This window comes from Pseudomonas asiatica (assembly GCF_009932335.1).
GTDB lineage: Bacteria > Pseudomonadota > Gammaproteobacteria > Pseudomonadales > Pseudomonadaceae > Aquipseudomonas > Aquipseudomonas asiatica.
The window spans coordinates 387372-413849 of record NZ_BLJF01000003.1 but is presented as its reverse complement, the minus strand read 5'-3'; the positions used below and the strand labels follow the sequence as shown (position 1 = coordinate 413849).

Annotated in this window: 23 protein-coding genes and 2 pseudogenes; 16 read left to right on the top strand and 9 right to left on the bottom strand. The window is 60.8% G+C overall.

Going from position 1 to position 26478, the window contains the following annotated elements:
- Positions 1–217: 217 nt before the first annotated feature.
- Positions 218–1720, top strand: a complete 1503-nt coding sequence (ppx, locus tag GYA95_RS24460; protein WP_004375529.1) for an exopolyphosphatase — start codon at positions 218–220, stop codon at positions 1718–1720.
- Here ppx and ppk1 read toward each other — a convergent pair.
- A complete protein-coding gene (ppk1, locus tag GYA95_RS24455; RefSeq protein WP_013974735.1) occupies positions 1707–3947 on the bottom strand; it encodes a polyphosphate kinase 1 in 2241 nt (746 codons plus the stop codon). The two genes, ppx and ppk1, sit on opposite strands and share 14 nt — an antisense overlap.
- A 213-nt stretch (positions 3948–4160) precedes the next feature.
- On the opposite strand from ppk1, the gene GYA95_RS24450 reads away from it, so the two are divergent.
- Entirely contained in the window at positions 4161–4805 is a 645-nt protein-coding gene (locus GYA95_RS24450) for a DedA family protein (RefSeq protein ID WP_015272245.1), read from the top strand.
- Between the two features lie 501 nt (positions 4806–5306).
- Here the strand turns inward: GYA95_RS24450 and GYA95_RS28080 are convergent.
- Positions 5307–5735 (bottom strand): annotated as a pseudogene (locus GYA95_RS28080) (sterol desaturase family protein); the annotation flags it as partial.
- Positions 5736–6045: 310 nt separating this feature from the next.
- On the opposite strand from GYA95_RS28080, the gene elbB reads away from it, so the two are divergent.
- Positions 6046–6705 (top strand): isoprenoid biosynthesis glyoxalase ElbB, encoded by a 660-nt coding sequence (elbB, locus tag GYA95_RS24440; RefSeq protein WP_015272247.1) that lies wholly within the window; start codon positions 6046–6048, stop codon positions 6703–6705.
- Between the two features lie 153 nt (positions 6706–6858).
- Here the strand turns inward: elbB and GYA95_RS24435 are convergent, their stop codons facing one another.
- Positions 6859–7311 (bottom strand): YaiI/YqxD family protein, encoded by a 453-nt coding sequence (locus tag GYA95_RS24435; RefSeq protein WP_013974739.1) that lies wholly within the window; start codon positions 7309–7311, stop codon positions 6859–6861.
- A gap of 173 nt (positions 7312–7484) precedes the next feature.
- Between GYA95_RS24435 and GYA95_RS24430 the strand changes: the two genes are divergently transcribed.
- On the top strand, positions 7485–10340 hold the full coding sequence (locus GYA95_RS24430) for a class I adenylate cyclase (RefSeq protein ID WP_015272248.1): 2856 nt from the start codon (positions 7485–7487) through the stop codon (positions 10338–10340).
- A gap of 115 nt (positions 10341–10455) precedes the next feature.
- Here GYA95_RS24430 and rnk read toward each other — a convergent pair whose 3' ends face one another.
- From rnk to cyaY, 3 genes are all read right to left on the bottom strand, one after another.
- Entirely contained in the window at positions 10456–10866 is a 411-nt protein-coding gene (gene rnk, locus GYA95_RS24425; RefSeq protein ID WP_015272249.1) for a nucleoside diphosphate kinase regulator, read from the bottom strand.
- A gap of 146 nt (positions 10867–11012) precedes the next feature.
- Positions 11013–11237: a DUF1289 domain-containing protein gene (locus GYA95_RS24420; protein WP_013974742.1), complete on the bottom strand. Its 225-nt coding sequence runs from the start codon at positions 11235–11237 to the stop codon at positions 11013–11015.
- A 1-nt stretch (position 11238) separates the two neighbouring features.
- The gene (gene cyaY / locus GYA95_RS24415) at positions 11239–11571 is read right to left on the bottom strand and encodes an iron donor protein CyaY (RefSeq protein WP_004375540.1); all 333 of its coding nucleotides are present in this window, start codon (positions 11569–11571) and stop codon (positions 11239–11241) included.
- Between the two features lie 333 nt (positions 11572–11904).
- Here cyaY and lptM point away from each other — a divergent pair, with 333 nt between their 5' ends.
- From lptM to GYA95_RS24385, 6 genes are read left to right on the top strand one after another with little or no spacing between them, the layout of a single operon-like run.
- The gene (gene lptM, locus GYA95_RS24410; protein ID WP_004375542.1) at positions 11905–12120 is read left to right on the top strand and encodes an LPS translocon maturation chaperone LptM; all 216 of its coding nucleotides are present in this window, start codon (positions 11905–11907) and stop codon (positions 12118–12120) included.
- A gap of 9 nt (positions 12121–12129) precedes the next feature.
- On the top strand, positions 12130–13377 hold the full coding sequence (gene lysA, locus GYA95_RS24405; RefSeq protein ID WP_015272250.1) for a diaminopimelate decarboxylase: 1248 nt from the start codon (positions 12130–12132) through the stop codon (positions 13375–13377).
- A gap of 4 nt (positions 13378–13381) precedes the next feature.
- The gene (gene dapF / locus GYA95_RS24400; protein WP_013974744.1) at positions 13382–14212 is read left to right on the top strand and encodes a diaminopimelate epimerase; all 831 of its coding nucleotides are present in this window, start codon (positions 13382–13384) and stop codon (positions 14210–14212) included.
- Between the two features lie 13 nt (positions 14213–14225).
- Positions 14226–14936: a DUF484 family protein gene (locus GYA95_RS24395; protein ID WP_015272252.1), complete on the top strand. Its 711-nt coding sequence runs from the start codon at positions 14226–14228 to the stop codon at positions 14934–14936.
- Positions 14936–15835 carry a tyrosine recombinase XerC gene (gene xerC, locus GYA95_RS24390; protein ID WP_015272253.1) on the top strand — a complete coding sequence of 300 codons (900 nt, stop codon included), beginning with the start codon at positions 14936–14938 and terminating at the stop codon, positions 15833–15835. The genes GYA95_RS24395 and xerC overlap by 1 nt, the downstream gene beginning before the upstream one ends.
- On the top strand, positions 15832–16527 hold the full coding sequence (locus GYA95_RS24385; RefSeq protein WP_013974747.1) for an HAD family hydrolase: 696 nt from the start codon (positions 15832–15834) through the stop codon (positions 16525–16527). The genes xerC and GYA95_RS24385 overlap by 4 nt, the downstream gene beginning before the upstream one ends.
- A gap of 180 nt (positions 16528–16707) precedes the next feature.
- Here the strand turns inward: GYA95_RS24385 and sutA are convergent, their stop codons facing one another.
- From sutA to glnK, 3 genes are all read right to left on the bottom strand, one after another.
- Complete coding sequence (gene sutA, locus GYA95_RS24380; protein WP_013974748.1) at positions 16708–17037, bottom strand: transcriptional regulator SutA; 330 nt, start codon at positions 17035–17037, stop codon at positions 16708–16710.
- 429 nt (positions 17038–17466) lie between these two features.
- Positions 17467–18798, bottom strand: coding sequence for an ammonium transporter (locus GYA95_RS24375; RefSeq protein WP_015272254.1), 1332 nt, complete (start codon positions 18796–18798; stop codon positions 17467–17469).
- A gap of 46 nt (positions 18799–18844) precedes the next feature.
- Positions 18845–19183, bottom strand: a complete 339-nt coding sequence (glnK, locus tag GYA95_RS24370) for a P-II family nitrogen regulator (RefSeq protein ID WP_002555808.1) — start codon at positions 19181–19183, stop codon at positions 18845–18847.
- A 401-nt stretch (positions 19184–19584) separates the two neighbouring features.
- Here glnK and GYA95_RS24365 point away from each other — a divergent pair, with 401 nt between their 5' ends.
- The 6 genes and pseudogenes from GYA95_RS24365 (at position 19585) to GYA95_RS24340 (ending at position 26304) form a co-directional block, all read left to right on the top strand.
- Positions 19585–19851 (top strand): accessory factor UbiK family protein, encoded by a 267-nt coding sequence (locus GYA95_RS24365; protein ID WP_015272255.1) that lies wholly within the window; start codon positions 19585–19587, stop codon positions 19849–19851.
- Positions 19852–20205 (top strand): gamma-glutamylcyclotransferase family protein, encoded by a 354-nt coding sequence (locus tag GYA95_RS24360; protein WP_015272256.1) that lies wholly within the window; start codon positions 19852–19854, stop codon positions 20203–20205. It begins immediately after the preceding gene.
- A 162-nt stretch (positions 20206–20367) separates the two neighbouring features.
- Positions 20368–21462 (top strand): annotated as a pseudogene (locus GYA95_RS24355) (YifB family Mg chelatase-like AAA ATPase); the annotation flags it as partial.
- Between the two features lie 462 nt (positions 21463–21924).
- The gene (locus tag GYA95_RS24350; RefSeq protein ID WP_231115648.1) at positions 21925–22770 is read left to right on the top strand and encodes a site-specific integrase; all 846 of its coding nucleotides are present in this window, start codon (positions 21925–21927) and stop codon (positions 22768–22770) included.
- On the top strand, positions 22763–24466 hold the full coding sequence (locus GYA95_RS24345) for a site-specific integrase (protein ID WP_161551515.1): 1704 nt from the start codon (positions 22763–22765) through the stop codon (positions 24464–24466). The genes GYA95_RS24350 and GYA95_RS24345 overlap by 8 nt, the downstream gene beginning before the upstream one ends.
- On the top strand, positions 24466–26304 hold the full coding sequence (locus GYA95_RS24340) for a site-specific integrase (RefSeq protein WP_238841726.1): 1839 nt from the start codon (positions 24466–24468) through the stop codon (positions 26302–26304). The genes GYA95_RS24345 and GYA95_RS24340 overlap by 1 nt, the downstream gene beginning before the upstream one ends.
- Positions 26305–26478 lie beyond the last annotated feature (174 nt).

The window sequence follows — 26478 nt, the reverse complement described above, 5'->3', positions numbered from 1 at the left end:
ATCATAGCCGCACCCGTCTCCTACAGGAAGCCGCGGACGATTGAGTGTAACTATAGTTGTGCAAGACGCCACGAATCGAAACTGTCATGCAAACGTCATAGCATCGAATGGCACATTGCCTTGCATCAAGGCCAGCTCAACGGCTGTGTGCCACGCGTTGGCGACAGCCTGCTATCGTGGCACGATTGCCGGGTTAACGACCGAGAACAACCAGATCATGCCGCATACCATCGCGAAGAACTTGTCCCTGATCGCCGCCATCGACCTTGGCTCCAACAGCTTCCACATGGTCGTGGCCAAGGCCCACCATACCGAAATCCGCATTCTCGAGCGGCTCGGCGAGAAGGTTCAACTGGCCGCCGGCATCGACGAAGAACGCATGCTCAGCGAAGAGGCAATGGAACGAGGCCTGGATTGCCTCAAGCGCTTTTCCCAACTGATCAACGGCATGCCGGCAGGCTCCGTGCGCATCGTCGGTACCAACGCCTTGCGCGAAGCGCGCAACCGCAACGAATTCATCCAGCGCGCCGAAGCCATCCTTGGCCACCCGGTCGAGGTGATCTCCGGCCGTGAAGAAGCGCGCCTGATCTACCTGGGCGTGTCGCACACCCTGGCCGACACCCCCGGCAAGCGCCTGGTGGCCGATATCGGCGGCGGCAGTACCGAGTTCATCATCGGCCAGCGCTTCGAGCCGCTGCTGCGCGAAAGCCTTCAGATGGGCTGTGTAAGCTTCACCCAGCGCTACTTCCGCGACGGCAAGATAACCCCGGCCCGCTACGCCCAGGCCTACACCGCCGCGCGCCTGGAGCTGATGAGCATCGAGAATGCCCTGCACCGCCTGACCTGGGACGAGGCCATCGGCTCGTCCGGTACCATTCGTGCCATCGGCGCCGCCATCAAGGCAGGCGGCCTGGGCAATGGCGAGGTCAACGCCGAAGGGCTGGCCTGGGTCAAACGCAAGCTGTTCAAGCTGGGAGAGGTCGACAAGATCGACTTCGAAGGCGTCAAGCCGGACCGCCGCACCATCTTCCCGGCGGGCCTGGCGATTCTCGAAGCGATCTTCGATGCCCTGGAACTGCAGCGCATGGACCACTGCGACGGCGCCCTGCGCGAAGGCGTGCTGTTCGACCTGCTGGGCCGCCACCACCACGAAGACGTGCGCGAACGCACCCTGAACTCGCTGATGGAGCGCTACCACGTGGATCAGGGCCAGGCCGCGCGCGTCGAGCGCAAGGCATTGCACGCCTTCGACCAGGTGGCCGACGCGTGGGACCTCAAAGACGGGAACTGGCGCGATCTACTGGGCTGGGCGGCGAAAGTGCACGAAATCGGCCTGGATATCGCCCACTACCATTACCACAAGCACGGCGCCTACCTGATCGAGCACTCCGACCTGTCGGGCTTCTCCCGCGAGGACCAGCAGATGATGGCCTTGCTGGTACGCGGCCATCGCCGCAACATCCCAAAGGACAAGATCGCCGAACTGGGCGAGGAAGGAGTCAAGCTGCTGCGCCTGTGCGTGCTGCTGCGCTTCGCCATCCTGTTCCACCACATCCGTGGCAATCAGCAGATGCCGAAGGTCGAGCTCAAGGCTGCCGACAGCAGCCTCGATGTCGCCTTCCCGGAGGGCTGGCTGGAACAGAACCAGCTGACCCAGGCCGACTTCGCCAACGAGGCGGAGTGGCTGGCCCGGGTCGGCTTCGTCCTCAGCGTACGTTGAGGACCGGGTTGCTCAGGCGCTCCAGCAGGGTCGCCTGGGCACTGCGCGGGTTCTGGTTGCCGGTCGGCGTGCTGCGCACATAGCGCCCGTCCGGCTGCAGGGTCCAGGCGTGGGTGTTATCGGTCAGGTAGCCTTCCAGCTCCTTCTTCACCCGCAGCAACAGCTTCTTGCCTTCCACCGGGAAGCAGGTTTCGACGCGCTTGTCGAGGTTGCGCTCCATCCAGTCGGCACTGGACAGGTAGATCTGCTCTTCGCCGCCATTGAGGAAGTAGAACACCCGCGTGTGCTCGAGGAAGCGGCCGATGATCGAGCGCACCTGGATGTTGTGCGAAACCCCCGGAATGCCTGGGCGCAGGCAGCACATGCCACGCACCACCAGGTCGATCTTCACGCCCGACTGGCTGGCCTTGTACAGCGCCTTGATGACCTTCGCGTCGGTCAGCGAGTTGAACTTGGCGATGATATGCGCCGGCTTGCCTTCGAGGGCAAACTGGGTTTCCCGCGCGATCATGTCGAGCATGCCCTTCTTCAGGGTGAACGGCGCGTGCAGCAGCTTCTTCATGCGCAGGGTCTTGCCCATGCCGATCAACTGGCTGAACAGCTTGCCGACGTCCTCGGTGAGGGCGTCGTCGGAGGTCAGCAGGCTGTAGTCGGTATACAGGCGGGCGTTGCCGGCGTGGTAGTTACCGGTGCCCAGGTGCGCATAACGCACGATCTCGCCGTGCTCTCGGCGCAGAATCAGCATCATCTTGGCGTGGGTCTTGAAGCCGACCACGCCGTAGATCACCACCGCACCGGCCGCTTGCAGGCGGCTGGCCATCTGCAGGTTGGACTCTTCGTCGAAGCGCGCCCGCAACTCGATCACCGCAGTGACCTCCTTGCCGTTACGCGCCGCGTCCACCAGCGCATCGACGATTTCCGAGTTGGCCCCGGAACGGTACAGGGTCTGGCGCACGGCAAGCACGTGCGGGTCCTTGGCGGCCTGGCGCAGCAGGTCGATCACCGGGGTGAAGGACTCGAACGGGTGCATCAGCAGGATATCCTGCTTGCCGATCACGCTGAATATGTTGTCGGCGTTCTGCAGCAGCTTGGGGATCGCCGGGGTGAACGGCGTGTACTGCAACTCGGGGTGGCTGTCCAGGCCAGTGATGCTGAACAGGCGGGTAAGGTTGACCGGGCCGTTGACCTGGTAAAGCTCGCTTTCGCTGAGGCTGAACTGCTTGAGCAGGTAGTCCGACAGGTGTTTCGGGCAGGTGTCGGCCACCTCCAGGCGAACGGCGTCACCGTAGCGGCGCGAGAACAGCTCGCCGCGCAGCGCGCGGGCCAAGTCATCGACCTCTTCGGAGTCCAGCGCCAGGTCGGCGTTACGGGTCAGGCGGAACTGGTAGCAGCCCTTCACCTTCATGCCCTGGAACAAGTCGTCGGCGTGCGCGTGGATCATCGACGACAGGAACACATAGTTGGCGCCCGGCCCACCCACCTCTTCCGGCACCCGGATGACCCGCGGTAGCAGGCGCGGGGCCGGGATGATCGCCAGGCCCGAATCGCGGCCGAAGGCGTCGACACCCTCGAGCTCGACGATGAAGTTGAGACTCTTGTTCACCAGCAGCGGGAACGGGTGGGTCGGGTCGAGGCCGATCGGGGTGATGATCGGGGCGATTTCGTCGCGGAAGTAGCGGCGCACCCAGGTCTTGAGCTTGGGCGTCCAGTAACGCCGGCGGATGAAGCGGATATGGTGCTTTTCCAGCTCGGGCAGCAGCACGTCGTTGAGGATCGCGTACTGGCGCTCCACTTCGCTGTGCACCAGGTCGCTGATACGCGCCAGCGCCTGGTGCGGCTGCAGGCCGTCGGCACCGGCCTGTTCACGGGCAAAGTTGATCTGCTTCTTCAGGCCGGCGACGCGGATCTCGAAGAATTCGTCGAGGTTGCTGGAGAAGATCAACAGGAACTTGAGGCGTTCGAGCAGCGGGTAGTTCTCGTCCAGCGCCTGCTCCAGCACACGGATATTGAACTGCAGCTGCGAGAGTTCGCGATGAATGTACAGGCTGCTGTCGTCCAGGCCTGGGATGACGATCGCCGGGGCCGGCGCAGGGGCCGGGGCCGCAGTCTCTGCCACCGGTTCGGCAGGCAGGGGCGCTGGCGGCAGGTCTGGCGGGGTCTGCACCATCTCTTCGGGGAGTTCCTGAGCATCCTTGATCGCGACAGGGGTTAGCACTTCATTATTCATCTGGCGTTCCTGAGGACGTTAACGCCCTATCATCTATTGAGCGGCAAGATAAGCGCCCATTATGACGCCTGTGTTACACGCCAGGGCAAGCCGTGGCGCGTGGCTTCTGGCATTCTCCAAGCAGGAATTGTTCATGTCGAGACACATCTGGACACTTTCACGAACGCGCGCGAAGGGGTAGGCTTCGCGTTCATTTCGCCAGCACCTCAGAAAATGCTTCAACAATTCCTGCAGGATTTCGGCTACTTCGCCCTTTTTCTAGGCACCTTCTTCGAAGGCGAGACCATCCTGGTGCTTGCAGGATTCCTTGCGTTCCGCGGTTACATGGACATCAACCTGGTGTGTCTGGTGGCATTTTTCGGCAGTTATGCCGGCGACCAGCTGTGGTACTTCATGGGCCGCCGCCACGGGCGCAGGATCCTGGCGCGCAAGCCACGCTGGCAGGCGATGGGTGACCGGGCGCTGGACCACATCCGTCGCCACCCCGACATCTGGGTACTGAGTTTCCGCTTCGTCTATGGCTTGCGCACGGTCATGCCGGTGGCCATTGGCCTGTCCGGCTACCCGCCACGCCGCTATTTGCTGCTGAACGGTATCGGCGCGGCCATCTGGGCAGTGGCCCTGGGCGCGGCCGCGTATCACTTCGGCGCCATCCTTGAAGGCCTGCTGGGCAACGTGAAGCGCTACGAGCTATGGGTGCTCGGTGGCCTGTTGGCGCTGGGCGGCCTGTTGTGGCTGCGCCGGCGCTTCCGCACGTTGCGCGCGGAGCGCAAGGCGGCGGGCAAAGCCCAGGCCCCAGAGGCTGAGCAGGCTGTAAGCCACGAGGAACAACCAGGTCGGCGGCACGACCACCGCTAGGCCCAGTGCGCCCGCCAGGTAAAGCGCCGGCGCATTTGCCAGCAACCGTACCAACTCCAGGCGTATGGCCCATGGTCGGTTCTCCAGCAGCGCGCCAAGTACGAACAAGCCAAACGCCATCTGCGCCCAGCCAAGTACCAGGGCGGCGATTGGCACGCGCTCGGCCACCTCCATCAGATAGCTGCCTAGCGCCACGTAACCCACGAATTGCGCCGCCACATAGGCCTGCTGCGCACGGCCCAAGGCAACCTCGAACTTGCGAAACAACGCCAGGTCCTGCTTGGCCTGCGGGTAGCGTGCGGCCACATCGGCCGGGCGCCAGCCGGTGGGCATGAACCAGATGCGCAGCTTGTCCCACAGGCTGTCGGTGCGCCGGGCGTCGTGCCAGAGCTGGGCATAGAACTGCAGGTTGGCCCACAGCGGGTTCCAGCTGGCCAGCGGCGTGGTCACCCCGAACACCACCGGCTCGGCTGGGTCCTCCTCTTTGAAGGTGCCGAACAGACGATCCCAGAGAATGAACACGCCGCCGTAATTGCGATCCAAGTAAGCAGGATTTTGCGCATGGTGGACGCGATGGTTGGATGGCGTGATCAACACCCACTCAAGCCAGCCCAGCTTGGGAATGTGCCGGGTATGCACCCAGAACTGGTACAGCAGGTTGAGCGATGCCACCGTGATGAACACCAGCGGCGGCACACCGAGCAACGCCAGCGGCAGGTAGAACAGCCACGAGAAGATGAACCCACTGCTGGTCTGGCGCAGCGCCGTGGTGAGGTTGTACTCCTCGCTCTGATGATGCACCGAATGCGCAGCCCACAGCACGTTGCGCTCGTGGCCAAGACGATGCAGCCAGTAGTAGCAGAAGTCGTACAGGACAAAGGCCAGCAACCACACCCACCAGGCCTGCGGCGGCAGGCGCAGCAACGCCATGTGTTCGAACGCCAGGGCATAGGTCACCAGCCCCACCCCTTTGGTCAGCAACCCGGTACTGGTCGACAGCGCACCGGTGCTGAGGCTGTTGATCGAGTCGGCCAGGGTGAAGTTGCGCTGGCCGCGCACACGGTCGGCCAGCAGTTCGACGGCGATCAGCACGAAGAAGAACGGCACGGCCAGCAGGATCAGGTCCATGGGTACGACCTCAGACGTTATCCGCCAAGATTAGGCCGCGCTTGCAGGAATCCCTATGGCTACATCTGCCAAACTAGAGGACATTTAGCGCCTCGACACTGGAGTAGAAAGCATGACAAAAAAAGTAGCGGTGATTCTTTCCGGCTGTGGCGTTTATGACGGCGCCGAAATCCACGAAAGCGTGATCACCCTGCTGCGCCTCGACCAGCGTGGTGCGCAGGTGCAGTGCTTCGCGCCGAACATTGCGCAGATGCATGTGATCAACCACCTGACCGGCGAGGAAATGCCCGAATCGCGGAATGTGCTGGTGGAGTCGGCGCGCATTGCCCGCGGCGAGGTCAAGGACATCCGCGAGGCCAAGGCCGAAGACTTCGATGCGCTGATCGTGCCGGGCGGTTTCGGGGCGGCGAAGAACCTGTCCAACTTTGCCGTGGAAGGCGCCAACTGCAACGTTAACCCGGATGTGCTGGCCCTGGCCGAAGCCTTTGCCGACGCCTGCAAGCCGGTCGGCCTGATCTGCATCTCGCCGGCGCTGGCGGCGAAGATCTACGGGCCAGGCGTGATCTGCACCATCGGTACCGACGCTGGCACTGCGGCGGCCGTGACGAAGATGGGTGGCACCCATGAAGAGTGCGATGTGCACGATATTGTCGAGGACACCCAGCGCAAGCTGGTGACCACCCCGGCGTACATGGAGGCCAAGTCGATCAGTGAAGCGGCTGGCGGGATCTACAAGCTGGTGGATCGGGTGCTGGAGCTGACGCACGAATAGGTTCTTGCTGGCACGCGCGGTGTAGGGGCGGCCTTGTGTCGCGATCGGGCCGCGAAGCGGCCCCGGCAATTTATGCGGCGAAGCTGAAAACCTGGGGCCGCGCTGCGGCCCGATCGCGACACAAGGCCGCTCCTACAGGGACCGCGCCTGCCCTCAGGGTTTGGACAACCGGGCAATGATCCGGTCCAGCGCATTGGCAAACGCCTGCTTCTCGCGCTCGCCATAAGGCGCCTGCCCTCCCCCCACCTGGCCCTGCTCGCGCAACTCGGTAAACAAGTTGCGCGCCGCCAGCCGATCACCCATGTTGCGCTCGTCGAACTCGCGCCCGCGCGGGTCCAGCGCCGCCACGCCCTTTTTCACCAGGCGGTCGGCCAGAGGCACGTCACTGCAGATCACCAACTCACCAGGCACGGCGTGCTCCACCAGGTAATCGTCGGCTGCGTCCATGCCGCTGGGCACCACGATCAGGCGCACGATCGCGAACGCCGGCTTGGCCACAGCCTGGCCCGCCACCATCACTACCTCGAACTTGCGCTTGAGGGCGAACTTGACGATCAGATCCTTGGCCGCCTTGGGGCAGGCGTCGGCATCGATCCACACACGCATCGGAAAACCTCGCAATCAGCTGGAGGCGCCCATCATGCCTCAAGCGCTACGAAAGCTGCAGCCCGCCGCCCACGCGCGCTGGGAAAATGGCGCCAATATTTCAATTGCCGCTTATCCGACCCAGCCACTCAGGCTACACTCGCCACAGCCCCGCTGGCCTGCCCGAGTGCGCAATGAACCACCCCCACGAAATCCGCCCCGACCTGGACGAAGGCATCGACCGCAAGGTCCTGGCGACATTGCGTACGCGCTTCCTGCGACTCAACCAAGGCCGGCTGCAGCGGGCCCTGGAGGGCCTGTCGACGCGCCAGCAACAGGTGCTGACACTGCTGCCGCTGCTGTTTCATGTGAACCACCCGTTGCTGCCGGGCTATGTCTCCGGCAGCACCCCCGCCGGCGTATCGGGCTACGAGCCAAGCGCCGAGCTGGTAGTCGAGGCCCAGCGCCTGGCCCGCTCGTTCACCTACAAGGCCCGCCATGGCAACCCACCGTGGCCGATCCACGGCCTGTTCCTGATGGGCAGCCTGGGCTCACTGGCCCAGGCCGAGCAAAGCGACATGGACCTGTGGGTTTGCCACGCCCCGGGCCTGGCCGATGAGCTGCTGGACGAACTGCGCCGCAAATGCCAGCTGCTAGAGGCATGGGCGGAAAGCCTGGGTGCCGAGGCGCACTTCTTCCTGATCGACACGCAAGGTTTCGCCCAAGGCCAGCGCGAAGGCCAGCTCGGCTCCGACGATTGCGGCACCACCCAGCACTATCTGCTGCTGGACGAGTTCTACCGCACCACTATCTGGCTGGCCGGGCGCACGCCACTGTGGTGGCTGGTGCCGGTCTACCAGGAACACGATTACCACACCTATACCCAGACCCTGCTGTCCAAGCGTTTCATCCGCAGCCAGGACGCCCTCGATCTCGGCAACCTGGCGCACATCCCGCCCGGCGAGTTCGTCGGCGCCGGCTTGTGGCAGCTGTTCAAAGGCATCGACTCGCCCTACAAGTCGCTGCTCAAGCTGCTGCTGACCGAGGCCTATGCCAGCGAGCACCCCACCGTTCGCTGCCTGAGCCTGGACTACAAGCAGGCAGTGTTCGCCAACCAGCTAGACCTCGACGAGCTGGACCCCTACGTGATGGTGTACCGGCGCATCGAGCGCTACCTGCTGCAGCGTGGCGAACACGCGCGCCTGGAGCTGGTGCGGCGCAGCCTGTACCTGAAGGTGAACAAGAAACTCAGCGACCCGACCCGGGCCAATGGCTGGCAACGCCGGCTGTTGCAGCGCCTGGCCGACGAATGGGGTTGGGACGAGCGCCAGCTGGCCCTGCTGGACAGTCGCAATCAATGGAAGGTGCAGCAGGTTGCCATCGAGCGCCGTGAACTGGTGGCCGAACTGAACCATAGCTACCGATTTCTCAGCCAGTTCGCTCGCACCCAGAACGCCAGCAGCCGCGCCGACCAACGCGATCTCAATGTGCTGGGCCGGCGCCTTTACGCCGCCTTCGAGCGCCGCGCCGGCAAGGTCGAAGTCATCAACCCCGGTATCGCCCCGGACCTGGCCGAAGGCACCCTGACCCTGGTACAAGCGCCTAATCGCAAGGAGCCCGGCAGCCATCACTGGGAGCTGTACACCGGCAACCTGAGCCCCCATGAGGTGGACCACTTCAGCCCGCTCAAGCGCTGCCGCGAGCTGCTCGAGTTGCTGACCTGGGCTTATCGCAACGGGGTGATCGACAGCAGCACGCGCCTGGCGCTGCACCCGGGTGTCAGCGACCTCAGCGAATTCGAGCTGTTCAACCTGATCGGCTGCCTGCAGCAAAGCATTCCCCTGCCCTTGCCGACCGTCAGCGAGGTGCGCTTGTTGCAGCCGAGCGTTGCCGACGAGGTGCTGTTGCTGGTCAACGTCGCCATCGACCCGCTGCGCCACCACCGCGACCTGAACATCCTGATGACCACCGAGCGCACCGACTCTTTGAGCTACGCAGGCGTGCGCGAAAACCTGGTCCTGACCCTGGACCAGGTCATCCTCAACAGCTGGAACGAAGTACTGGTCCAGCGCTATGACGGCGAGCACGCACTGGTGCGCTGCCTGCGCGACTTCCTCAACAGCCCCGTGCCGCGCGGACACCGGCCGAAGGTGCGGGTGCGTTGCTTCTGCCAGAGCCGCGCCCAGGCCATAGGCCAACGCGTGGAGGAAATATTCGACACCGTACAACTGCTGCTGGACCAGGGCCTGAACCACCGCTACCTGCTGCAGGTGGCCCAGCACACCCATGTGCTGGAGCTGATGCCCGGGCATGTCGGCCTCACCACCTTGGCCGAGCATGAGGCACTGCTGAACCACCTGGGCGAAGAACGCAGCGCCTACAGCCCACTGTACCTGGATGCCAACGCCCTGCAGGACCACGACCTGCACCTGGTGCTGGAGCAAGGCCGGCCTTTCTGCATCCAGGTGTTCTACCGCCTGCAGGGTGGCTGGGCCGAGTTGTACGTGCTGGATGAATACAATGCCCTGTGGCAGCAACGCCTGCCGCTGCACGACGAAGCTCACTTGCTGTTGCCGCTGCAGCGTTTTCTGCGCTCGGTGGTGATGCGCCGTGATGCCCGGCTACCGCTGGACACCCAGCGCGCGGCTTCACTGGACATCCACTACGCGCAACTGTTGCCTTCCGGGCCAGGCAAGGCGCGCAGCATCGAGCCGCGCCAGGCGCCGGCCGAGGGTAGCGACCAGCCTTACTATGAGGTGCAGGCGATCATCCAGGCCGGGGTGGCAGGCGCGGCGCACGTGACGCTGTATTGCGACCAGCAGGAGTTTTCCGAACTGGAGCATGGTGAGCAGTTGTATGCGGTGGTGGCCCGGCAGATCATCGGGCAGCGACGTGGTGCAGGGCAGTACCGCTGTTACATCACGGACCTGGATTTGTCCGAGTTGCTGGATGACCAGCTGGGGTCGACGCAGCTGTACCTGCGCTACAAGCGGGAGCTGGAGCAGGCTTTGAACGAGGGGTTGGAGCAGGTTTTGGCGCAAGAGGCTTGAATTGCCGGGGGCGCGTTGCGCCCCTTTCGCGACACAAGGCTGCTCCTACAGGGAATGCGTAATCCTGTAGGAGCGGCCTTGTGTCGCGATGGGCCGCAAAGCGGCCCCCTAGCCCTTACAGGTCGAAATCGCCCGCCGCTTCCGGCTGGTATTCCACTTCCAGCAGCTTCAGCTTGAGGGTCTTGCCCCCCGGCGCCGGCCAGTCGATCTGCGCGCCCACCGACAACCCCAGCAAGGCGCAACCGATCGGCGCCAGGATCGAGACCTTGCCTTCCGGCCCGGCATCCTTCGGGTATACCAGGGTCAGGTGGTAGTCCTTGCCGCTGGCTTCCTCACGGCAGTGCACACGCGAGTTCATGGTCACCACGCCAGCCGGTACTTCCTCGTGACCGACCACCTGCTCGGCGCGGTCCAGCTCGCCCTGCAGGGCGAGCACACCCGGCGTACTCTCGTCGAGGCTGTCGATCAGACGCTCCAGACGTTGTACGTCCAATCGGGTGAGGATGAGGGAAGGCTTGGTGCTCATGATCCAGTCAGACTCCTTTGAACAGGCGGTTTTCATCGTGCAGATAAAGCAAAACCCCGCCCAAGGGCGGGGTTTGTGAAGGCTTTGGCGTCACCGACGCAGAACCCGACGTTACCACAGCCGGGTAAATACTCAAGCCCCTGCGATCAGTGTGCCTTAGCCTGGTCGCGCAGGGCCTGGGCCTCGCGGCAAATCTGCCGGCGCCGTTCGTCATCGGCCGAACGCCATTCACGGATATGCTCGACATGCCGGTGGCAACCTGTGCACACCCGCTGTTCGTCCAGCCGGCAAACGCTGATGCACGGCGACGGCACGGCGGGGCTGACGTTGCTGTAGAGCGGTTTGGGCGGCCGGGCCTGGGTACTGCTCATGTCAGATCTCGTCGAAGTCCAGCTTCTCGCCGGCCCGCTCCCAGACGATGCGCTCGAGCATTTCGCCCAGCAGCTCCTCGCTCTTCTCGCACACCCACTTGCCGCTTTCTTCGTCGTAGTCGAAGTGGAAACCGCCGGAACGGTCGGCCAGCCACAGCTGGCGCAGCGGCTCCTGGCGGCTGAAGATCAGCGTGCTGCCATTGTCGAACTTGATGGTCAGGACACCAGCGGAGTTCTCCATGTCCAGATCCAGGCCGCTCTCGTCGAACAGGTCTTCCAGGGCCTGTTGGGTCGCGTCGACCAGATCATGGAAACGCGCTTCACTCAAACTCATTGCAGGAACCTCGAAATTGGCTGCGTTACAGGCAAGCCCGGCAAGATACGGGCGCTTGCCGCCGAATGCAAAGGTTTAGCCGCTACCTTCACTGGCATGAACTCAAAGCCAGCGCAGTACCTGTGGGAGCGGGCATGCCCGCGAATCAGGTGCCGCGGTGTGTGGCACCGGCTTTGCCGGTGTTCGCGGGCACGCCCGCTCCCACAGGTACTGCGAAAGGGCCCTTGCAGGCGGTAAGAATAGCCCGCCCGGCGGGCCGGCCCTTGCATAGGCAAGCCGTCGGTCGCTCGGTATACTCGGGCGCAATACTGCATATTTCTAAGGATTTCACCCATGAAGCGCCTGATTTCCTCCCTCGCGGCGCTGGTCGCTGTTGCCTGCCTCGTTTCGGCCTGCGGCCAGAAAGGCCCGCTGTACCTGCCTGAAGACGGCAAGGACGGCAAGGCCAGCCACAAGTCGCACCAGTACCAGCCAAAAGCCAAGCCGGCCCCGACGCAGGAGCAGCAACCCGAGCTGCAGTCCGAGCCCGAGCAGTCGCCAGCGCAGTAAGGAAACCAGATGAACGCTTTCAACTACCGCGACGGCGAGCTGTTCGCGGAAGGCGTGGGCCTGTCGGCCATCGCCGAACGCTACGGCACCCCTACCTACGTGTATTCGCGCGCCCACATCGAGGCCCAGTACCGTAGCTACGCCGATGCACTGCAAGGCACCGAGCACCTGGTATGTTTCGCGGTCAAGGCCAACTCCAACCTTGGCGTGCTGAACGTGCTGGCACGCCTGGGCGCAGGCTTTGACATCGTCTCTGGCGGTGAGCTGGAGCGCGTGCTGGCCGCTGGCGGCCGTGCCGACCGCGTGGTGTTCTCCGGTGTCGGCAAGACCCGCGAGGACATGCGCCGTGCCCTGGAAGTCGGCGTGCACTGCTTCAACGTCGAATCCACCGACGAACTGGAGCGCCTGCAGGTAGTGGCCGCCGAGATGGGCAAGGTTGCCCCGGTCTCGCTGCGGGTCAACCCGGACGTCGACGCCGGTACCCACCCGTACATCTCCACCGGCCTGAAAGAGAACAAGTTCGGCATCGCCATCGCCGACGCCGAGGCCATCTACGTGCGGGCCGCGCAGTTGCCGAACCTGGAAGTGGTCGGCGTCGACTGCCACATCGGTTCGCAGCTGACCACCGTCGAGCCTTTCCTCGATGCCCTTGACCGCCTGCTGGTGCTGGTCGACCGCCTGGCCGAGTGCGGCATCCATCTGCGCCACCTGGACCTGGGTGGCGGCGTCGGCGTGCGTTACCGCGATGAGGAGCCGCCGCTGGTGGCCGACTACATCAAGGCGATCCGCGAGCGCGTCGGCGACCGCGACCTGGCCCTGGTGTTCGAGCCGGGCCGCTACATCGTGGCCAACGCCGGCGTCCTGCTGACCCGCGTGGAATACCTCAAGCACACCGAACACAAGGACTTCGCCATCATCGATGCGGCGATGAACGACCTGATCCGCCCGGCCCTGTACCAGGCCTGGATGGGTGTCAGCGCGGTCAAGCCACGCGCAGGCGAAGGCCGTGCCTACGACCTGGTCGGTCCTATCTGCGAGACTGGCGACTTCCTCGGCAAGGACCGCGTGCTGAACCTGGCCGAAGGTGACCTGCTGGCCGTACAGTCCGCGGGCGCCTATGGTTTTGTCATGAGCTCCAACTACAACACCCGTGGCCGTTGCGCTGAAATCCTGGTCGACGGCGACCAGGCCTTCGAAGTACGCCGCCGCGAGACCATCGCCGAATTGTACGCTGGCGAAAGCCTGCTGCCGGAGTAAGCCCATGCTGCTGCGTTTTACCAAGATGCATGGGCTGGGCAACGACTTCATGGTCCTCGACCTGGTCAGCCAGCACGCGCACATCCAGCCCAAGCACGCCAAGCAATGGGGTGACCGCCACACCGGCATAGGCTTCGATCAGTTGCTGATCGTCGAGGCGCCGAACAACCCGGAAGTGGACTTCCGCTACCGCATCTTCAATGCCGACGGCTCCGAGGTCGAGCAGTGCGGCAACGGTGCGCGCTGCTTCGCCCGCTTCGTGCTGGACAAGCGCCTGACCGCGAAAAAGCGCATCCGCGTGGAAACCAAGAGCGGCATCATCGAGCTGGACGTGCAGAACGACGGCCAGATCAGTGTCGACATGGGCCCACCGCGCTTCATCCCTGCCGAAATCCCCTTCGTCGCCGACGAGCAGGCGCTGAACTACCCACTGGAAGTCGACGGCCAGGTGCATTCGATTGCCGCCGTGTCCATGGGGAACCCGCATGCCGTGCTGCGTGTCGACGACGTGCGTACCGCCCCTGTGCATGAGCTGGGCCCGAAGATCGAAAACCACCCACGCTTCCCGCAGCGGGTAAATGCCGGCTTCCTCCAGGTCATCGACCGCCACCGCGCCAACCTGCGGGTGTGGGAACGTGGTGCGGGCGAAACCCAGGCCTGCGGCACCGGCGCCTGCGCCGCCGCCGTGGCGGCGATCAGCCAGGGCTGGATGGACTCCCCGGTATCCCTCGACCTGCCCGGTGGCCGCCTGCACATCGAGTGGGCCGGCCCCGGCAAGCCCGTGCTGATGACTGGCCCAGCCGTACGCGTCTACGAAGGACAGGTTCGTCTCTAAGCGAGTAACCGCCATGACCGATCAGCCCCAGGTTGTACCCCAGCAGTCCGCCGAGCTCGATGCCGAAGCGGTGGTCGCCTACCTGCGCGCCCACCCCACCTTCTTCGCCGAGCACGACGAGTTGCTGATCGAACAACGCATCCCTCACCAGCGTGGCGACAGCGTGTCGCTGGTGGAGCGCCAGCTCAAGTTGCTGCGCGACCGCAACATCGAGATGCGCCACCGCCTGTCGCAACTGATGGACGTGGCCCGCGACAACGATCGGCTTTTCGACAAGACCCGCCGGCTGATCCTCGACCTGCTCGACGCCGGCAGCCTGGAGGAAGTGGTGATGGCAGTCGAAGACAGCCTGCGCCAGGAATTCCAGGTGCCCTTCGTCAGCCTGATCCTGTTCGGCGAAAACGTCGCGCCGGTCGGGCGCTGGGTGAGCAACGCCGAAGCGCAGCAGGCCATCGGTGCCCTGCTGGGTGGCGGCAAGACGGTCAGCGGCAACCTGCGCGAGCACGAGCTGGCCTTCCTGTTCGGTGAAGAACAGCGCCGGGAAGTGGGCTCCAGCGCCGTGGCTGCCCTGGAATACCAGGGCCTGCACGGGGTGCTGGCGATCGGCAGCCGCGACCCGCAACACTACAAGAGCAGCGTCGGCACCTTGTTCCTTGGCTACATTGCCGAGGTGCTTGGCCGCGTTGTGCCACGCGTTACCCAGACCCTGCGCCCGGTACGCTGATGGAACGCCAGCTGGAGGCTTATTGCGCACACCTGCGCAACGAGCGCCAGGTGTCCGAGCACACCTTGCTGGGCTACCGTCGCGACCTGGACAAGGTGGTCGCCTACTGCAAAGAACATGGCATTACCGGTTGGGAGGCGCTGCAGATCCAGCAGCTGCGCCAGCTGATCGCCCGCCAGCACCACCACGGCCAGTCCTCGCGCAGCCTGGCCCGGCTGCTGTCGGCGGTGCGTGGCCTGTACCGCTATCTCAACCGCGAAGGCCTGTGCCAGCACGACCCGGCCAGCGGCCTGAGCCCGCCCAAGGGCGAACGCCGGCTGCCCAAGGTGCTGGACACCGACCGCGCCCTGCAACTGCTGGATGGCGGTGTCGACGATGACTTCATCGCCCGTCGTGACCAGGCCATCCTCGAACTGTTCTATTCGTCGGGCCTGCGCCTGTCCGAGCTGACCAACCTCGACCTCGATCACCTGGACCTCGCAGCCGGCCTGGTGCAGGTGCTGGGCAAAGGCGGCAAGGCCCGCGTGCTGCCGGTCGGCCGCAAGGCCCGCGAGGCATTGCAGGCCTGGTACCGCCTGCGCGGCATCGGCAACCCGCGCGACCGCGCGGTTTTCATCACCCGCCAAGGCAACCGCATCAGCCCACGGGCCGTTCAGCAACGGGTGAAGGCGGCCGGTGAGCGCGAGCTGGGCCAGCACCTGCACCCGCACATGCTTCGCCATTCCTTCGCCAGCCACGTGCTGGAATCGTCCCAGGACCTGCGCGCGGTGCAGGAGATGCTCGGCCACGCCGACATCGGCACCACGCAGATCTACACCCACCTGGACTTCCAGCACCTGGCCGCGGTGTACGACAGCGCCCACCCTCGGGCCAAACGCAGCAAAGGCACAGACTCATGAGCATCAAGCTGATCACCTTCGACCTCGACGACACCCTGTGGGATACCGCGCCGGTGATTGCCAGCGCGGAAGTCGTGCTGCGCGACTGGCTCGAAGCCAACGCCCCGATCCTTGGCGGCGTACCGGTGGAGCACCTGTTCGCCATTCGCGAGCGCCTGGTACAAGCCGAACCCGGCCTGAAGCACCGTATCAGCGCCCTGCGTCGACGGGTGCTGTTTCATGCCCTGGAAGAAGTCGGCTACAGCGAAAAACATGCGCAGGAGCTGGCCAACGAAGGTTTCGAAGTATTCCTGCATGCCCGCCACCAGGTGGAGATTTTCCCGGAGGTGCAGCCGGTGCTGGAGATCCTGCGCCATCACTACACCTTGGGCGTGGTCACCAACGGCAATGCCGACGTAAGCCGGCTGGGGCTGGCGGACTATTTCCGCTTTGCCCTGTGTGCCGAAGACCTCGGCATCGGCAAGCCGGACCCGGCGCCGTTCCTCGAAGCCCTGCGCCGCGGTGACGTGGAGGCCAGCGCAGCGGTGCACATCGGTGACCACCCGGGCGATGACATTGCCGGCGCCCAGCGCGCCGGGCTGCGGGCGGTGTGGTTCAACCCCCAGGGCAAGGCGTGGGTAGGCGAACAGGCGCCTGATGCCGAGATCCAGCGCCTGTCGCAGTTACCCGACATCCTCGCGCGCTGGCGCTGACAGGCGCCGCTTCGCGGCCCATTCGCGGGCACGCCCGCTCCCACAGGTTTACTGCCCTCTCAGCTTCTGCGCGATCCCAGTGGGAGCGGGCGAGCCCGCGAAGAGGCCGGTACAGGCAACACAAAACAGACAGGCACAAAAAAGCCCGCAGCGACGGCGGGCTTTTTTTCGATCAGCCACTCAGATAGGGCGGCTGCCGTACTTGTTGTCCGGCTTCTTGGGCGGATCGGCGACCACGTTGGCCTCGACTTCCTGAACCTTGCCGCCGCGAGCAAGGAACTCTTCCATGGCCTTGGCCAGGGCGTCACGCTCCTTCTGCTTGGCTTCCATGCTCGGCATCTCGTCTACCGAGACCGCGGCCTTGGATTTGCCCTTGGCAGCGGGTGCCGGGCTGCTGTCGTCATCGCCAGCGTCTTCGGCGCCATCATCAGCTGCCGCTTCGAGGCCTTCATCGCCCTCGTCTTCGTCGCCTACTTCGAGGTCATCATTTTCCAGATCGTCGTCGCTCATGTTCTACCTCATGACTTGCGAAAAGCAGGTTAGTTATAGACCAGTGCAGCCGTAGACCGGCAGCCACCAGTGAAAATTCAACTGGCCGTGGGTTAGGCCACTGCCCTAGGGTCGGCGCTCCTGATGGGAGGCGGCACCCAGCAGACCCTGCTCCTGGCAGGACCTGACAAATCCTTTAGCCCCTGCTGGCCACACGCTATTGGCAAGCCTAGCAAAGGCTGGCGAAGCGTGTGGACTACTCGTCAAACACCCTTCGGCGCGCATTCTAGCGCGCCAGCAGAAAAAGCAAAGCACCATGAATGCTCTGCGTTTTGTAAGATTTCCGCCTACGTCGCGAACGTGTCGGATAAACCGTTTGCCGTGCGGGAAATGCTAAAAATCTGGCAAAAAAATGCCCGGCAAGCCGGGCAAGTTTTTACCGCGTCGCAGTTACAGGTTGTAGCCGCGCTCGTTGTGCTGAGCCAGGTCGAGGCCGACCGACTCTTCTTCTTCGCTTGCCCGCAGGCCCATCACCACATCAAGCACCTTGAGAATCACGTAGGTGACGATGGCGGTGTAGACCACGGTGAAGATCACGCCCTTGGCCTGGATCCAGACCTGCATGCCGATGTCGGTGACGGCACCGAAGCCGCCCAGCGCCGGAGCTGCGAACACACCGGTGAGGATGGCGCCGACGATACCGCCGATGCCGTGCACGCCGAAGGCGTCCAGCGAGTCGTCATAGCCCAGCTTGCGCTTGAGGCTGGTGGCGCAGAAGTAGCAGACCACACCCGAGACCAGGCCGATCACCAGGGCACCCATGGGGCCTACGGTACCGGCAGCCGGGGTGATGGCGACCAGGCCGGCGACCACACCCGAAGCAATGCCCAGGGCACTCGGTTTTCCGTGACCGATCCACTCGGCGAACATCCAGCCCAGGGCCGCGGCGGCGGTGGCGATCTGGGTCACCAGCATGGCCATGCCGGCGGTGCCGTTGGCAGCCGCGGCAGAGCCTGCGTTGAAGCCGAACCAGCCGACCCACAGCATGGCCGCGCCCATCAGGGTATAGCCCAGGTTGTGCGGAGCCATCGGGGTGGTCGGGTAGCCCTTGCGCTTGCCCAGCACCAGGCAGCAGACCAGGCCAGCGATACCGGCGTTGATGTGCACCACGGTGCCGCCAGCGAAGTCAAGCACGCCCCAGTCCCACATCAGTGCACCGTCACCGCTCCAGACCATGTGCGCGATCGGCGCGTAGACCAGGGTGAACCAGATGCCCATGAACACCAGCATCGCGGAGAACTTCATGCGCTCGGCGAACGCACCGACGATCAGCGCCGGGGTGATGATGGCGAAGGTCATCTGGAAGGTGATGAATACCGCTTCAGGGAACAGCGCGGCAGCCGAGGTCAGGTTCGAGGGCGTGACGCCGCTGAGGAACGCCTTGGAGAAGCCACCGACGAAGGAATTGAAGTTGAGCACGCCCTTTTCCATACCGGTGGTATCGAAGGCCATGCTGTAGCCATAGACGACCCAGAGAATGCTCATAAGGCCAGTAATTGCAAAGCACTGCATCATTACCGACAGCACGTTCTTGGAACGCACCATGCCGCCATAGAACAGGGCCAGGCCCGGAATGGTCATGAACAGCACCAGCGCCGTTGCGGTGAGCATCCAGGCGGTGTCGCCGGAATTCAGCGCTGGGGCAGCTTCCTCTGCCAGGGCAAGCCCGGGCATTACGAGGGACAATAGGGCTCCTAGCCCTGCGATCTTACGCAGAGTCATGTTGTTTTCTCCTGGGGCGTTGGGTTTGGTGAGGCTTTGTTGCTGCTTAGATCGCGTCGGTATCGGTTTCGCCGGTACGGATACGGATCGCCTGCTCCAGATTCACCACGAAAATCTTGCCGTCACCGATCTTGCCGGTGTTGGCTGCCTTGGTGATGGCTTCGATTACCCGATCAAGGTCCTTGTCATCGATGGCGACATCGATCTTCACCTTGGGCAGGAAATCGACCACATATTCAGCACCGCGATACAGCTCGGTGTGGCCCTTCTGCCGACCGAAGCCTTTGACTTCGGTGACGGTGATGCCCTGCACGCCGATTTCCGACAGCGACTCGCGCACGTCGTCCAGCTTGAACGGCTTGATGATGGCTGTGACTAGCTTCATGAAACTCTCTCCCGATTTGGTGGACTTGCCCCAGGAAAACAAACCCGTCTCAAGTCTAAGCGCAGCGGTTGGCTTTGTAACGCGTCGTCGGCATCCGGCTCCGCGTGCGCACTGCCTGGTCACAAGGAACTGCATCAGTGCATGGCTCGCACTGGTCTTTGCAGAAACCTTGCCAGTTCCGTCAAAACACGGGAAAACAGCGAGTTATGTGAATCAGTCGGGATTGGCCAGTCGCCAGCATGGAAAACATGCACAATTCCGGTGCATCCCGACCTGGCGCATTGCTCGAAAAATGTGCAGTTCCAGAGGAGCGCCGCTCCTACACGAGCCAGCGACGAGGCCGGATGTTCATGCATGCGTGTTACACTGCCGGCCATTTCCCAGTATCAGTGGACAGCCCCATGCTCGCGCCCAAAGCCCTTCTCGATGCCCTGAGCGACCAGGCATCGCGCCTGTTCAGCAGCGATACCGCCCAGCCCCGCGCCGAACTGGAAAGTCAGTTCAAGGTGCTGATGCAAGGTGCCTTCAGCAAGCTGGACCTGGTCAGCCGCGAAGAATTCGACAGCCAGATGGTCGTACTGGCGCGCACCCGCGCACGCCTTGAGGCTTTGGAAAAACAAGTGGCCGAGCTGGAAGCCCGGCTGAACCCGACCCCACAGGATGAGTGAATGCAACCCTCCAGCGCATACCCGGTACTGTTGTTTTCCTACGGCACCTTGCAGGACAAGGCCGTGCAGCTCACCAACTTCGGCCGCGAACTGAGCGGCCAGGCCGACCGCATGCTGGGCTACCGCCAGGACTGGGTCGAGATCACCGACCCGGCCGTGCTGGCAGCCAGCGGCAAGTCCCATCACCCTATCGTCGCTCCCAGCAGCCAGGCAGACGACAGCGTGGCCGGCATGGTCTTCCAGATCAGCGAAGAAGAGCTGGCAGCGGCGGATCGCTATGAAGTCGCAGACTACAAGCGCGTGGCCGTAACGCTCGCATCGGGCCTGACCGCCTGGGTTTATGTACGCGCCTGAGCCCTTCCGGCGCACAGCAGGCACGAACCCGACAGGGTGACAATGCAGGGGAAAACCCTGCCTGAAAAACCAGGACGCACACTTCTTTCGCCGGCCCGGGCCGTGCTCGCTATTCTTGCAAAGCCGCAGGAAGCGGCCCTCTTCAGCGACAACGGAGCGTCCATGTCCCTAGCCCTCGTCCACAGCCGCGCCCAGGTGGGCGTGCAGGCACCGGCGGTCAGCGTCGAAACCCACCTGGCCAACGGCTTGCCCCATCTCACGCTGGTCGGTCTGCCGGAAACCACGGTCAAAGAGAGCAAGGACCGGGTACGCAGCGCCATCGTCAACTCCGGTTTGAACTACCCGCAGCGGCGCATCACCCAGAACCTCGCCCCCGCCGACCTGCCCAAGGATGGCGGGCGCTATGACCTGGCAATTGCCCTGGGTATCCTCGCCGCCGATGGCCAGGTACCAACGGCCACCCTTGCCGAGGTCGAATGCCTGGGCGAACTGGCGCTGTCTGGCAAGTTGCGCCCGGTGCAGGGCGTGTTGCCCGCAGCACTGGCGGCACGCGAAGCAGGCCGGGCGCTGGTGGTGCCGCGGGAGAATGCCGAGGAAGCCAGCCTGGCAGGCGGGCTGGTGGTGTATGCGGTGGGGCACCTGCTGGAACTGGTCGCCCACCTGAACGGCCAGGTGCCATTGCCACCGTATGCCGCCAACGGCCTGATCCTGCAGCAACGTCCGTACCCGGACCTGAGCGAAGTGCAGGGCCAACTGGCGGCCAAGCGTGCGCTGCTGCTAGCGGCGGCCGGGGCGCACAACCTTTTGTTCACCGGGCCTCCCGGTACCGGCAAGACCTTGCTTGCCAGCCGCTTGCCGGGGCTGCTGCCACCACTGGACGAGCACGAAGCACTGGAAGTGGCGGCGATACAGTCGGTCAGCGGCCATACGCCACTGAGCAGCTGGCCGCAGCGGCCCTTCCGCCATCCGCATCACTCCGCCTCCGGCCCGGCACTGGTCGGCGGCAGCAGCCGGCCGCAACCGGGCGAAATCACCCTCGCCCACCATGGCGTGCTGTTTCTGGATGAACTACCTGAGTTCGAGCGTCGCGTGCTGGAAGTGTTGCGCGAACCGCTGGAGTCGGGCGAGATCGTGATTGCCCGGGCCCGCGACAAGGTGCGCTTCCCCGCACGTTTCCAGCTGGTGGCGGCAATGAACCCCTGCCCTTGCACGGTCGACATGGACGACGTGGACAGACATAGTCTACATTGTGCGCCCCATGGACATTTAGACCCTCACACCTAAATGGCAACCCTAGAAAGAATTCGCTACACCCCCACCCAAATTAAGCTGCTAGACGGTGAGTTGCACAGAACACCAGCGTCAGCTAAGAACATCATCGAGTCACTCCCGCAAATCGTTTGGGCTGACCAGACCCCGTGGAGAGAGGCGAACCTTTGGGCATTCGAGCAGGCGAGCAAAAGTACCGACTCGAAAACTACTTTATCTTCGATCACCCACCTTCATGCTTATGCCAAATGGCTAGAGCGACAAAATGTTCAGTGGTGGCATTTTCCGGCGCGTGAGGCAGATCGATGCTTAGTGAGGTTCCGAGGCGACCTGATCGCGGCTAGAGATTGCGGAGAGCTGGCACCGTCTACGGCGTCTCAACGCATGGCGGCAGTTGTCAGATTCTATAAGTGGTTGGCAGCGTCCCGGTTGCTGTCTACAGAATGGCCCATGTGGACTGACGAGCAAGTCGGCGTCCGGCTGGTGGATGAGTTCGGTTTTGCTAGAACGATGATGGTCGCGACCACAAATTTAGCGATCCCAAATCGCAAGTCTCAGGGAGAAAAGCTTGAAGATGGGCTCATCCCACTTACCGCAGAGGCTGCCAGTCAGGTGGTCAGCTTCGCTTTGATACATGGGAATTATGAGCTCTACCTTATATTGAGACTCGGCTTCGGCACAGGGATGCGGATAGGCACACTATGTGATCTGAGGATCGCCACAATTAAGCGGGCCGTGCCTGATCCCATGTTCCCAGGTTTCAACAAGCTTGCAGTTGGCCCAGGAGCGCACCCGCCAGTACACACTAAGTTTGGTGTTACAGGTCAGATCTGGATCAGCGACGAAGATCTGAAGCTTTTGAATGAATACATTTACTCGACACGAAGGTTAGCCCGCCAGAGCCAGGCTGCCCCTGATAGCCGCGATGTGATCTTCCTGAGTCGTTACGGGAAAGCTTTCGGCCACGGAGATGGCAATGCTAGTCGCGGTATCAGTGTACAACTGGGCAGGCTGCGAAAAGACGGAATTTCAAATGGGATCAGTGCCTTTCGGAACTTCCGATTTCATCAAAGTAGGTGCACTTTCGCAACTGAACTCGCTCGAATTGCATTAAAACACGGCACAGTTAGCACGGCTATTCAACTGGTTAGACAAGCACTGCTACATAAAAGCGAAAAAACCTCCCTCACCTATATTCGCTTCATCGAGAAGATGGAAGTTATGTCAGAAATAGCGGACGCTTTCACACGTGACTTCTTAGGAATAGCCGGCTCGGATGCATTCGGCAATGAGTAAAATTCTAGACCTAACCTTTCCAGCGCTCCCCTATGGCACGCATGAAGCTAAGTTTGACCTCGCTTCTTTGCTCTACATCGGGGCCTCTAAAGCCCCCGCTGACAAGGTTATGAAATTGATTGAGGCTGGCCATTTCGGCCTACCTGACGCTAAGCGATTCCCGCTGGTTCAGGCATTGCATGACGAATTAAGCGCACAGATAGTCCGTGGCGTTCAGCAAGTTACTGTCAAAACCAGAATCCGAACTTTGCGCACATTTTTCTCATGGTGTGACCAGAACACTTCCCAGGCGACTATAGAGCAAGTCGCTGCGTCCTACCAATCTTGGGTAGAACACTTGATCCAGAGAGTGCGGGTCAATCGAGACTTAAAAAATATGACCGCCTACAGGCAGGCAAAAACGATTGACAACCTACTAAAGCCTTGCCTCCGGCTCACTGTCGGCCTTCTAACCACAACTAGGCTTAGGGTGAGCTCAAAAAAAAATAGAGCCTTGGGCACAGAGGCTGACAAACAAAACTTAGAGGAGCTCTTTAGGTTCGGCAGCTTATTAATGGATCTATCAAATAACTTAACGGTAGAAGCGATGACTGGACCTCTGCCGTTATTAATAAAATTAAAATCCGGCGATGTACTTACTGAACAACCGGGGCTGCTAAACAGAAAAATCGAAGATTCCTGCCAAGCCACCTCAGAAAAAAATAGATTTTTAGAGCGCAGAGCGGCAATTCCACCTCATCTGGTTTTTGAAAAGCGGAAATCCCTGGTAAACCTCCGGATAGAGGTCGAGATTTTAATTTTCATATCCCAGACCGGAATGAATCTTTCCCAAGCCGCAAGACTGAAAGTTGGAAGTTTTAGATATAAGACTGATGGGGATGACGTGGTAGTTTACAGAGTCTACAAGGGGCGTCTGGGCGGAGAAGCTGAGTTTGTAATATTCAAAGAATATGTACCACTGTTCAAGAGATACCTAGAATGGGTTAAAATTTTAGGGGTCGCTGACGACGACCGATTGTTCCCCTTTGTGTACTCAAACAAGATACCCGTCGAGGGTAGCTTTCCAACATTTCAGGGTATTATTTCTCGGTGCAGAACACTAGGAATAAAACATTTCCGCCCTATGGCCTTGCGCAAGTCTAGAATCAATTGGTTACTTCGGAAAAGTCGCAGTCCTGACCTCGTGGCTGAAATGGCCCAGCATACAAAAGAAACCTTGCTACATATATATGAGGAGCCACATCACCAAGCAGCGGCTGTAGAGATATCTCGATTCTATCGAATGACCGATCCAGCTGTCGCGTCAGTGGGGCCCGGAATGTGTATAGCACCAGTTCATCCCATCATGTCGGGCACGTTATTGGATGGAGCCTATAAGCCTGATTGCTCAACACCTGCAGGTTGCCTTTTCTGCGAATACCAACGCGATGTAGATAGCGAAGATTACGTGTGGTCCTTAGCTACCTATAAATACCTAAAAGCGTTGGAACTAGATCGTTCTGTTCCTTCCAAAGAAACAAAAAAAGATCACCCCATAACTACACTGATAAACCGCATAGATACAAAGCTTAACCATTTTTCCAAAAGTGGTGAGCCTCGCACATCTTGGGTGCTAGAATCTGAGAACAGAATGAGAGAAGGCCGCTTTCATCGCAACTATGAGGGACTGATACAACTTATGGAGCTAGGGCGGTGATGCCGAGTATGGTTTTTGCTGGCTTGAATATAGTTACAGCCACGGCATCGCCAAGCGACGTGAATTTTATGCCGAGCGCGTGGCCGCCCGCACCTGACTTTCCAATCTGCATATCTACCGAGGGTGAAATAACAGCGAGGTATGGCGATAACGAGTGGGACCTAACACCATGGGCAGGCTTTGTACTAAAGCTAAACTTTGGAGAATCTAAGAGAAAAAGATCCGGAGATATCAGCCCGGAGAACTCTGAAATCTTCAAACGCATTGTAGCATTTTGGATTTACGGCCCTAATCCGTGTAGAGAAATCCGGACTTTAGTGAGTCAATATGAAAATTTTAGACAGATCTTCACATACTGCACAAAGAACAATATTCTAGCGACTGACTTGTATCGATTCCCAAAAGTTATTGAAAGCTTCTCTAAGGTCGTCTGGCCGTCTCAGGCTCGTCGACTTATCGTACTGCTTCATACCTTATGGGAGCAACGCGAGCATTCTGGCGTATACATTCTTGACGCCAAAGGAATAGCCGAATTACAGTCAAAAATCCCTGCACATGAAAAATCACAGACAGCCTATATCCCGCCCCGGATATGGCTGTATCAATTAAGTCGACTCCGTGATTTCCTTGAAGACTTCAGGAATAACTTAGGTGCTTTGGAGGCATGTGCGGAATACTGCCTTCAAGCATATGCTCTAAACGCCGGAAGCTTGGAAGCTTCATGCTCACAACAATTGACAAAATATAACCTCCCCTTTGTATCACTAAACAATCCAGCTTTAAAGTCGAAGTTATTTAGCGGTCATAAATTTGGCCCTTTTTATATCACCGCCGAAAATTTTGGGATATTGGATCTGCTAGAGAAATGGTGTGGAGATGTCCGACATAATGGCGCCACCATCTTGTCGCAGTATTTTTCAATGGCTAGCAATATCGGTAAAGCATACTTACTAAATTTTACGCTAATGCGTATCGATGAAACATCCTCGCTCAGATCCGATTGCTTGGTGATTGAAAAAGACAAGGTTACAAAAGAAGACATTTACCTCCTTAGAGGCTCGACTAACAAAACAGTCGAGGACGATGAAGCATACTGGATCACCTCCCCATCTTCGAACTTGGCCATTGAGGTAATGAACTCAGTTAGCAAATTTAGGACCAGGTGTGCCTCCTTCAACTCAAATATTTCATTGACTGAGGAAGACAAACAAAATCCTTTTCTTGCACTTAGAGCTTACGAGCCATGGCGTAGAAGTACCAGATTTGATACCACCCCCGATATCCGCTGCCATGAACTCCATTACAGTATGTTTCTAAGCAGATATCCAAGATTATTTGATACTAACGAGCTTAAGATCCAGGAAGGCGATTTAGTAGGGGCTCTTTTGATCACTCCAACATTATCCCCTGCAAAATATGCTGTGGGTAAAATCTGGCCGCTTGCATGGCATCAGCTTCGGCGCACGGGGGCGGTTAACATGAGCGCCTCAGGGATTGTGAGCGACCCCTCAGTTCAGTATCAACTGAAGCATGCGAGTCGTGCCATGACTAGGTATTATGGAAATGGGTATTACCATCTCAATGCTAACTTAAATCAAGAAGCGCAGGCTGAGTATATCCGCGCCATGTATGAATCAGTGGCTAGAAGCTTCTCTGCACTCAACACCTCTACCTTCGTAAGCCCACATGGCGAAAAGAGAAAAGACCAAATTTTAAATCTAGTCAGCGTGAAAGATCACAACAAGCTTGTAAAGGCTGCGAAAGATGGCGCGATTGGTTACCGCGAAATTCTTCTAGGAGCATGCGCCAACCCAATGCCCTGCCCCTATGGGGGATAGATTATGTTGGCAGATGTGGTGGTGGCGATGGCAAACCCCCGTGTCTTGATCTGCTGATTGATAAGGGTAAAAAACAACAAATCCTAAAATTGCGGGGACGTCCTTCAAAAGCGTTCGAGAGATGCCGAAGATGGATCTCCATTCCATATATCAATCAACTATCAGCTGCAGGCT

Bases quoted from the DNA above. Each gene is read 5' to 3' on its own strand.
- glnK (WP_002555808.1), bottom strand. From the start codon at position 19,183: ATGAAGCTAGTCACAGCCATCATCAAGCCGTTCAAGCTGGACGACGTG.
- GYA95_RS24375 (WP_015272254.1), bottom strand. From the start codon at position 18,798: ATGACTCTGCGTAAGATCGCAGGGCTAGGAGCCCTATTGTCCCTCGTA.
- GYA95_RS24360 (WP_015272256.1), top strand. From the start codon at position 19,852: ATGCAACCCTCCAGCGCATACCCGGTACTGTTGTTTTCCTACGGCACC.
- GYA95_RS24435 (WP_013974739.1), bottom strand. From the start codon at position 7,311: ATGCGTGTGTGGATCGATGCCGACGCCTGCCCCAAGGCGGCCAAGGAT.
- lptM (WP_004375542.1), top strand. From the start codon at position 11,905: ATGAAGCGCCTGATTTCCTCCCTCGCGGCGCTGGTCGCTGTTGCCTGC.
- ppk1 (WP_013974735.1), bottom strand. From the start codon at position 3,947: ATGAATAATGAAGTGCTAACCCCTGTCGCGATCAAGGATGCTCAGGAA.
- cyaY (WP_004375540.1), bottom strand. From the start codon at position 11,571: ATGAGTTTGAGTGAAGCGCGTTTCCATGATCTGGTCGACGCGACCCAA.
- GYA95_RS24395 (WP_015272252.1), top strand. From the start codon at position 14,226: ATGACCGATCAGCCCCAGGTTGTACCCCAGCAGTCCGCCGAGCTCGAT.
- GYA95_RS24345 (WP_161551515.1), top strand. From the start codon at position 22,763: ATGAGTAAAATTCTAGACCTAACCTTTCCAGCGCTCCCCTATGGCACG.
- GYA95_RS24420 (WP_013974742.1), bottom strand. From the start codon at position 11,237: ATGAGCAGTACCCAGGCCCGGCCGCCCAAACCGCTCTACAGCAACGTC.
- lysA (WP_015272250.1), top strand. From the start codon at position 12,130: ATGAACGCTTTCAACTACCGCGACGGCGAGCTGTTCGCGGAAGGCGTG.
- GYA95_RS24340 (WP_238841726.1), top strand. From the start codon at position 24,466: ATGCCGAGTATGGTTTTTGCTGGCTTGAATATAGTTACAGCCACGGCA.
- GYA95_RS24365 (WP_015272255.1), top strand. From the start codon at position 19,585: ATGCTCGCGCCCAAAGCCCTTCTCGATGCCCTGAGCGACCAGGCATCG.
- elbB (WP_015272247.1), top strand. From the start codon at position 6,046: ATGACAAAAAAAGTAGCGGTGATTCTTTCCGGCTGTGGCGTTTATGAC.
- GYA95_RS24385 (WP_013974747.1), top strand. From the start codon at position 15,832: ATGAGCATCAAGCTGATCACCTTCGACCTCGACGACACCCTGTGGGAT.
- ppx (WP_004375529.1), top strand. From the start codon at position 218: ATGCCGCATACCATCGCGAAGAACTTGTCCCTGATCGCCGCCATCGAC.
- GYA95_RS24450 (WP_015272245.1), top strand. From the start codon at position 4,161: ATGCTTCAACAATTCCTGCAGGATTTCGGCTACTTCGCCCTTTTTCTA.
- GYA95_RS24350 (WP_231115648.1), top strand. From the start codon at position 21,925: ATGTGGACTGACGAGCAAGTCGGCGTCCGGCTGGTGGATGAGTTCGGT.
- GYA95_RS24430 (WP_015272248.1), top strand. From the start codon at position 7,485: ATGAACCACCCCCACGAAATCCGCCCCGACCTGGACGAAGGCATCGAC.
- sutA (WP_013974748.1), bottom strand. From the start codon at position 17,037: ATGAGCGACGACGATCTGGAAAATGATGACCTCGAAGTAGGCGACGAA.
- dapF (WP_013974744.1), top strand. From the start codon at position 13,382: ATGCTGCTGCGTTTTACCAAGATGCATGGGCTGGGCAACGACTTCATG.
- xerC (WP_015272253.1), top strand. From the start codon at position 14,936: ATGGAACGCCAGCTGGAGGCTTATTGCGCACACCTGCGCAACGAGCGC.
- rnk (WP_015272249.1), bottom strand. From the start codon at position 10,866: ATGAGCACCAAGCCTTCCCTCATCCTCACCCGATTGGACGTACAACGT.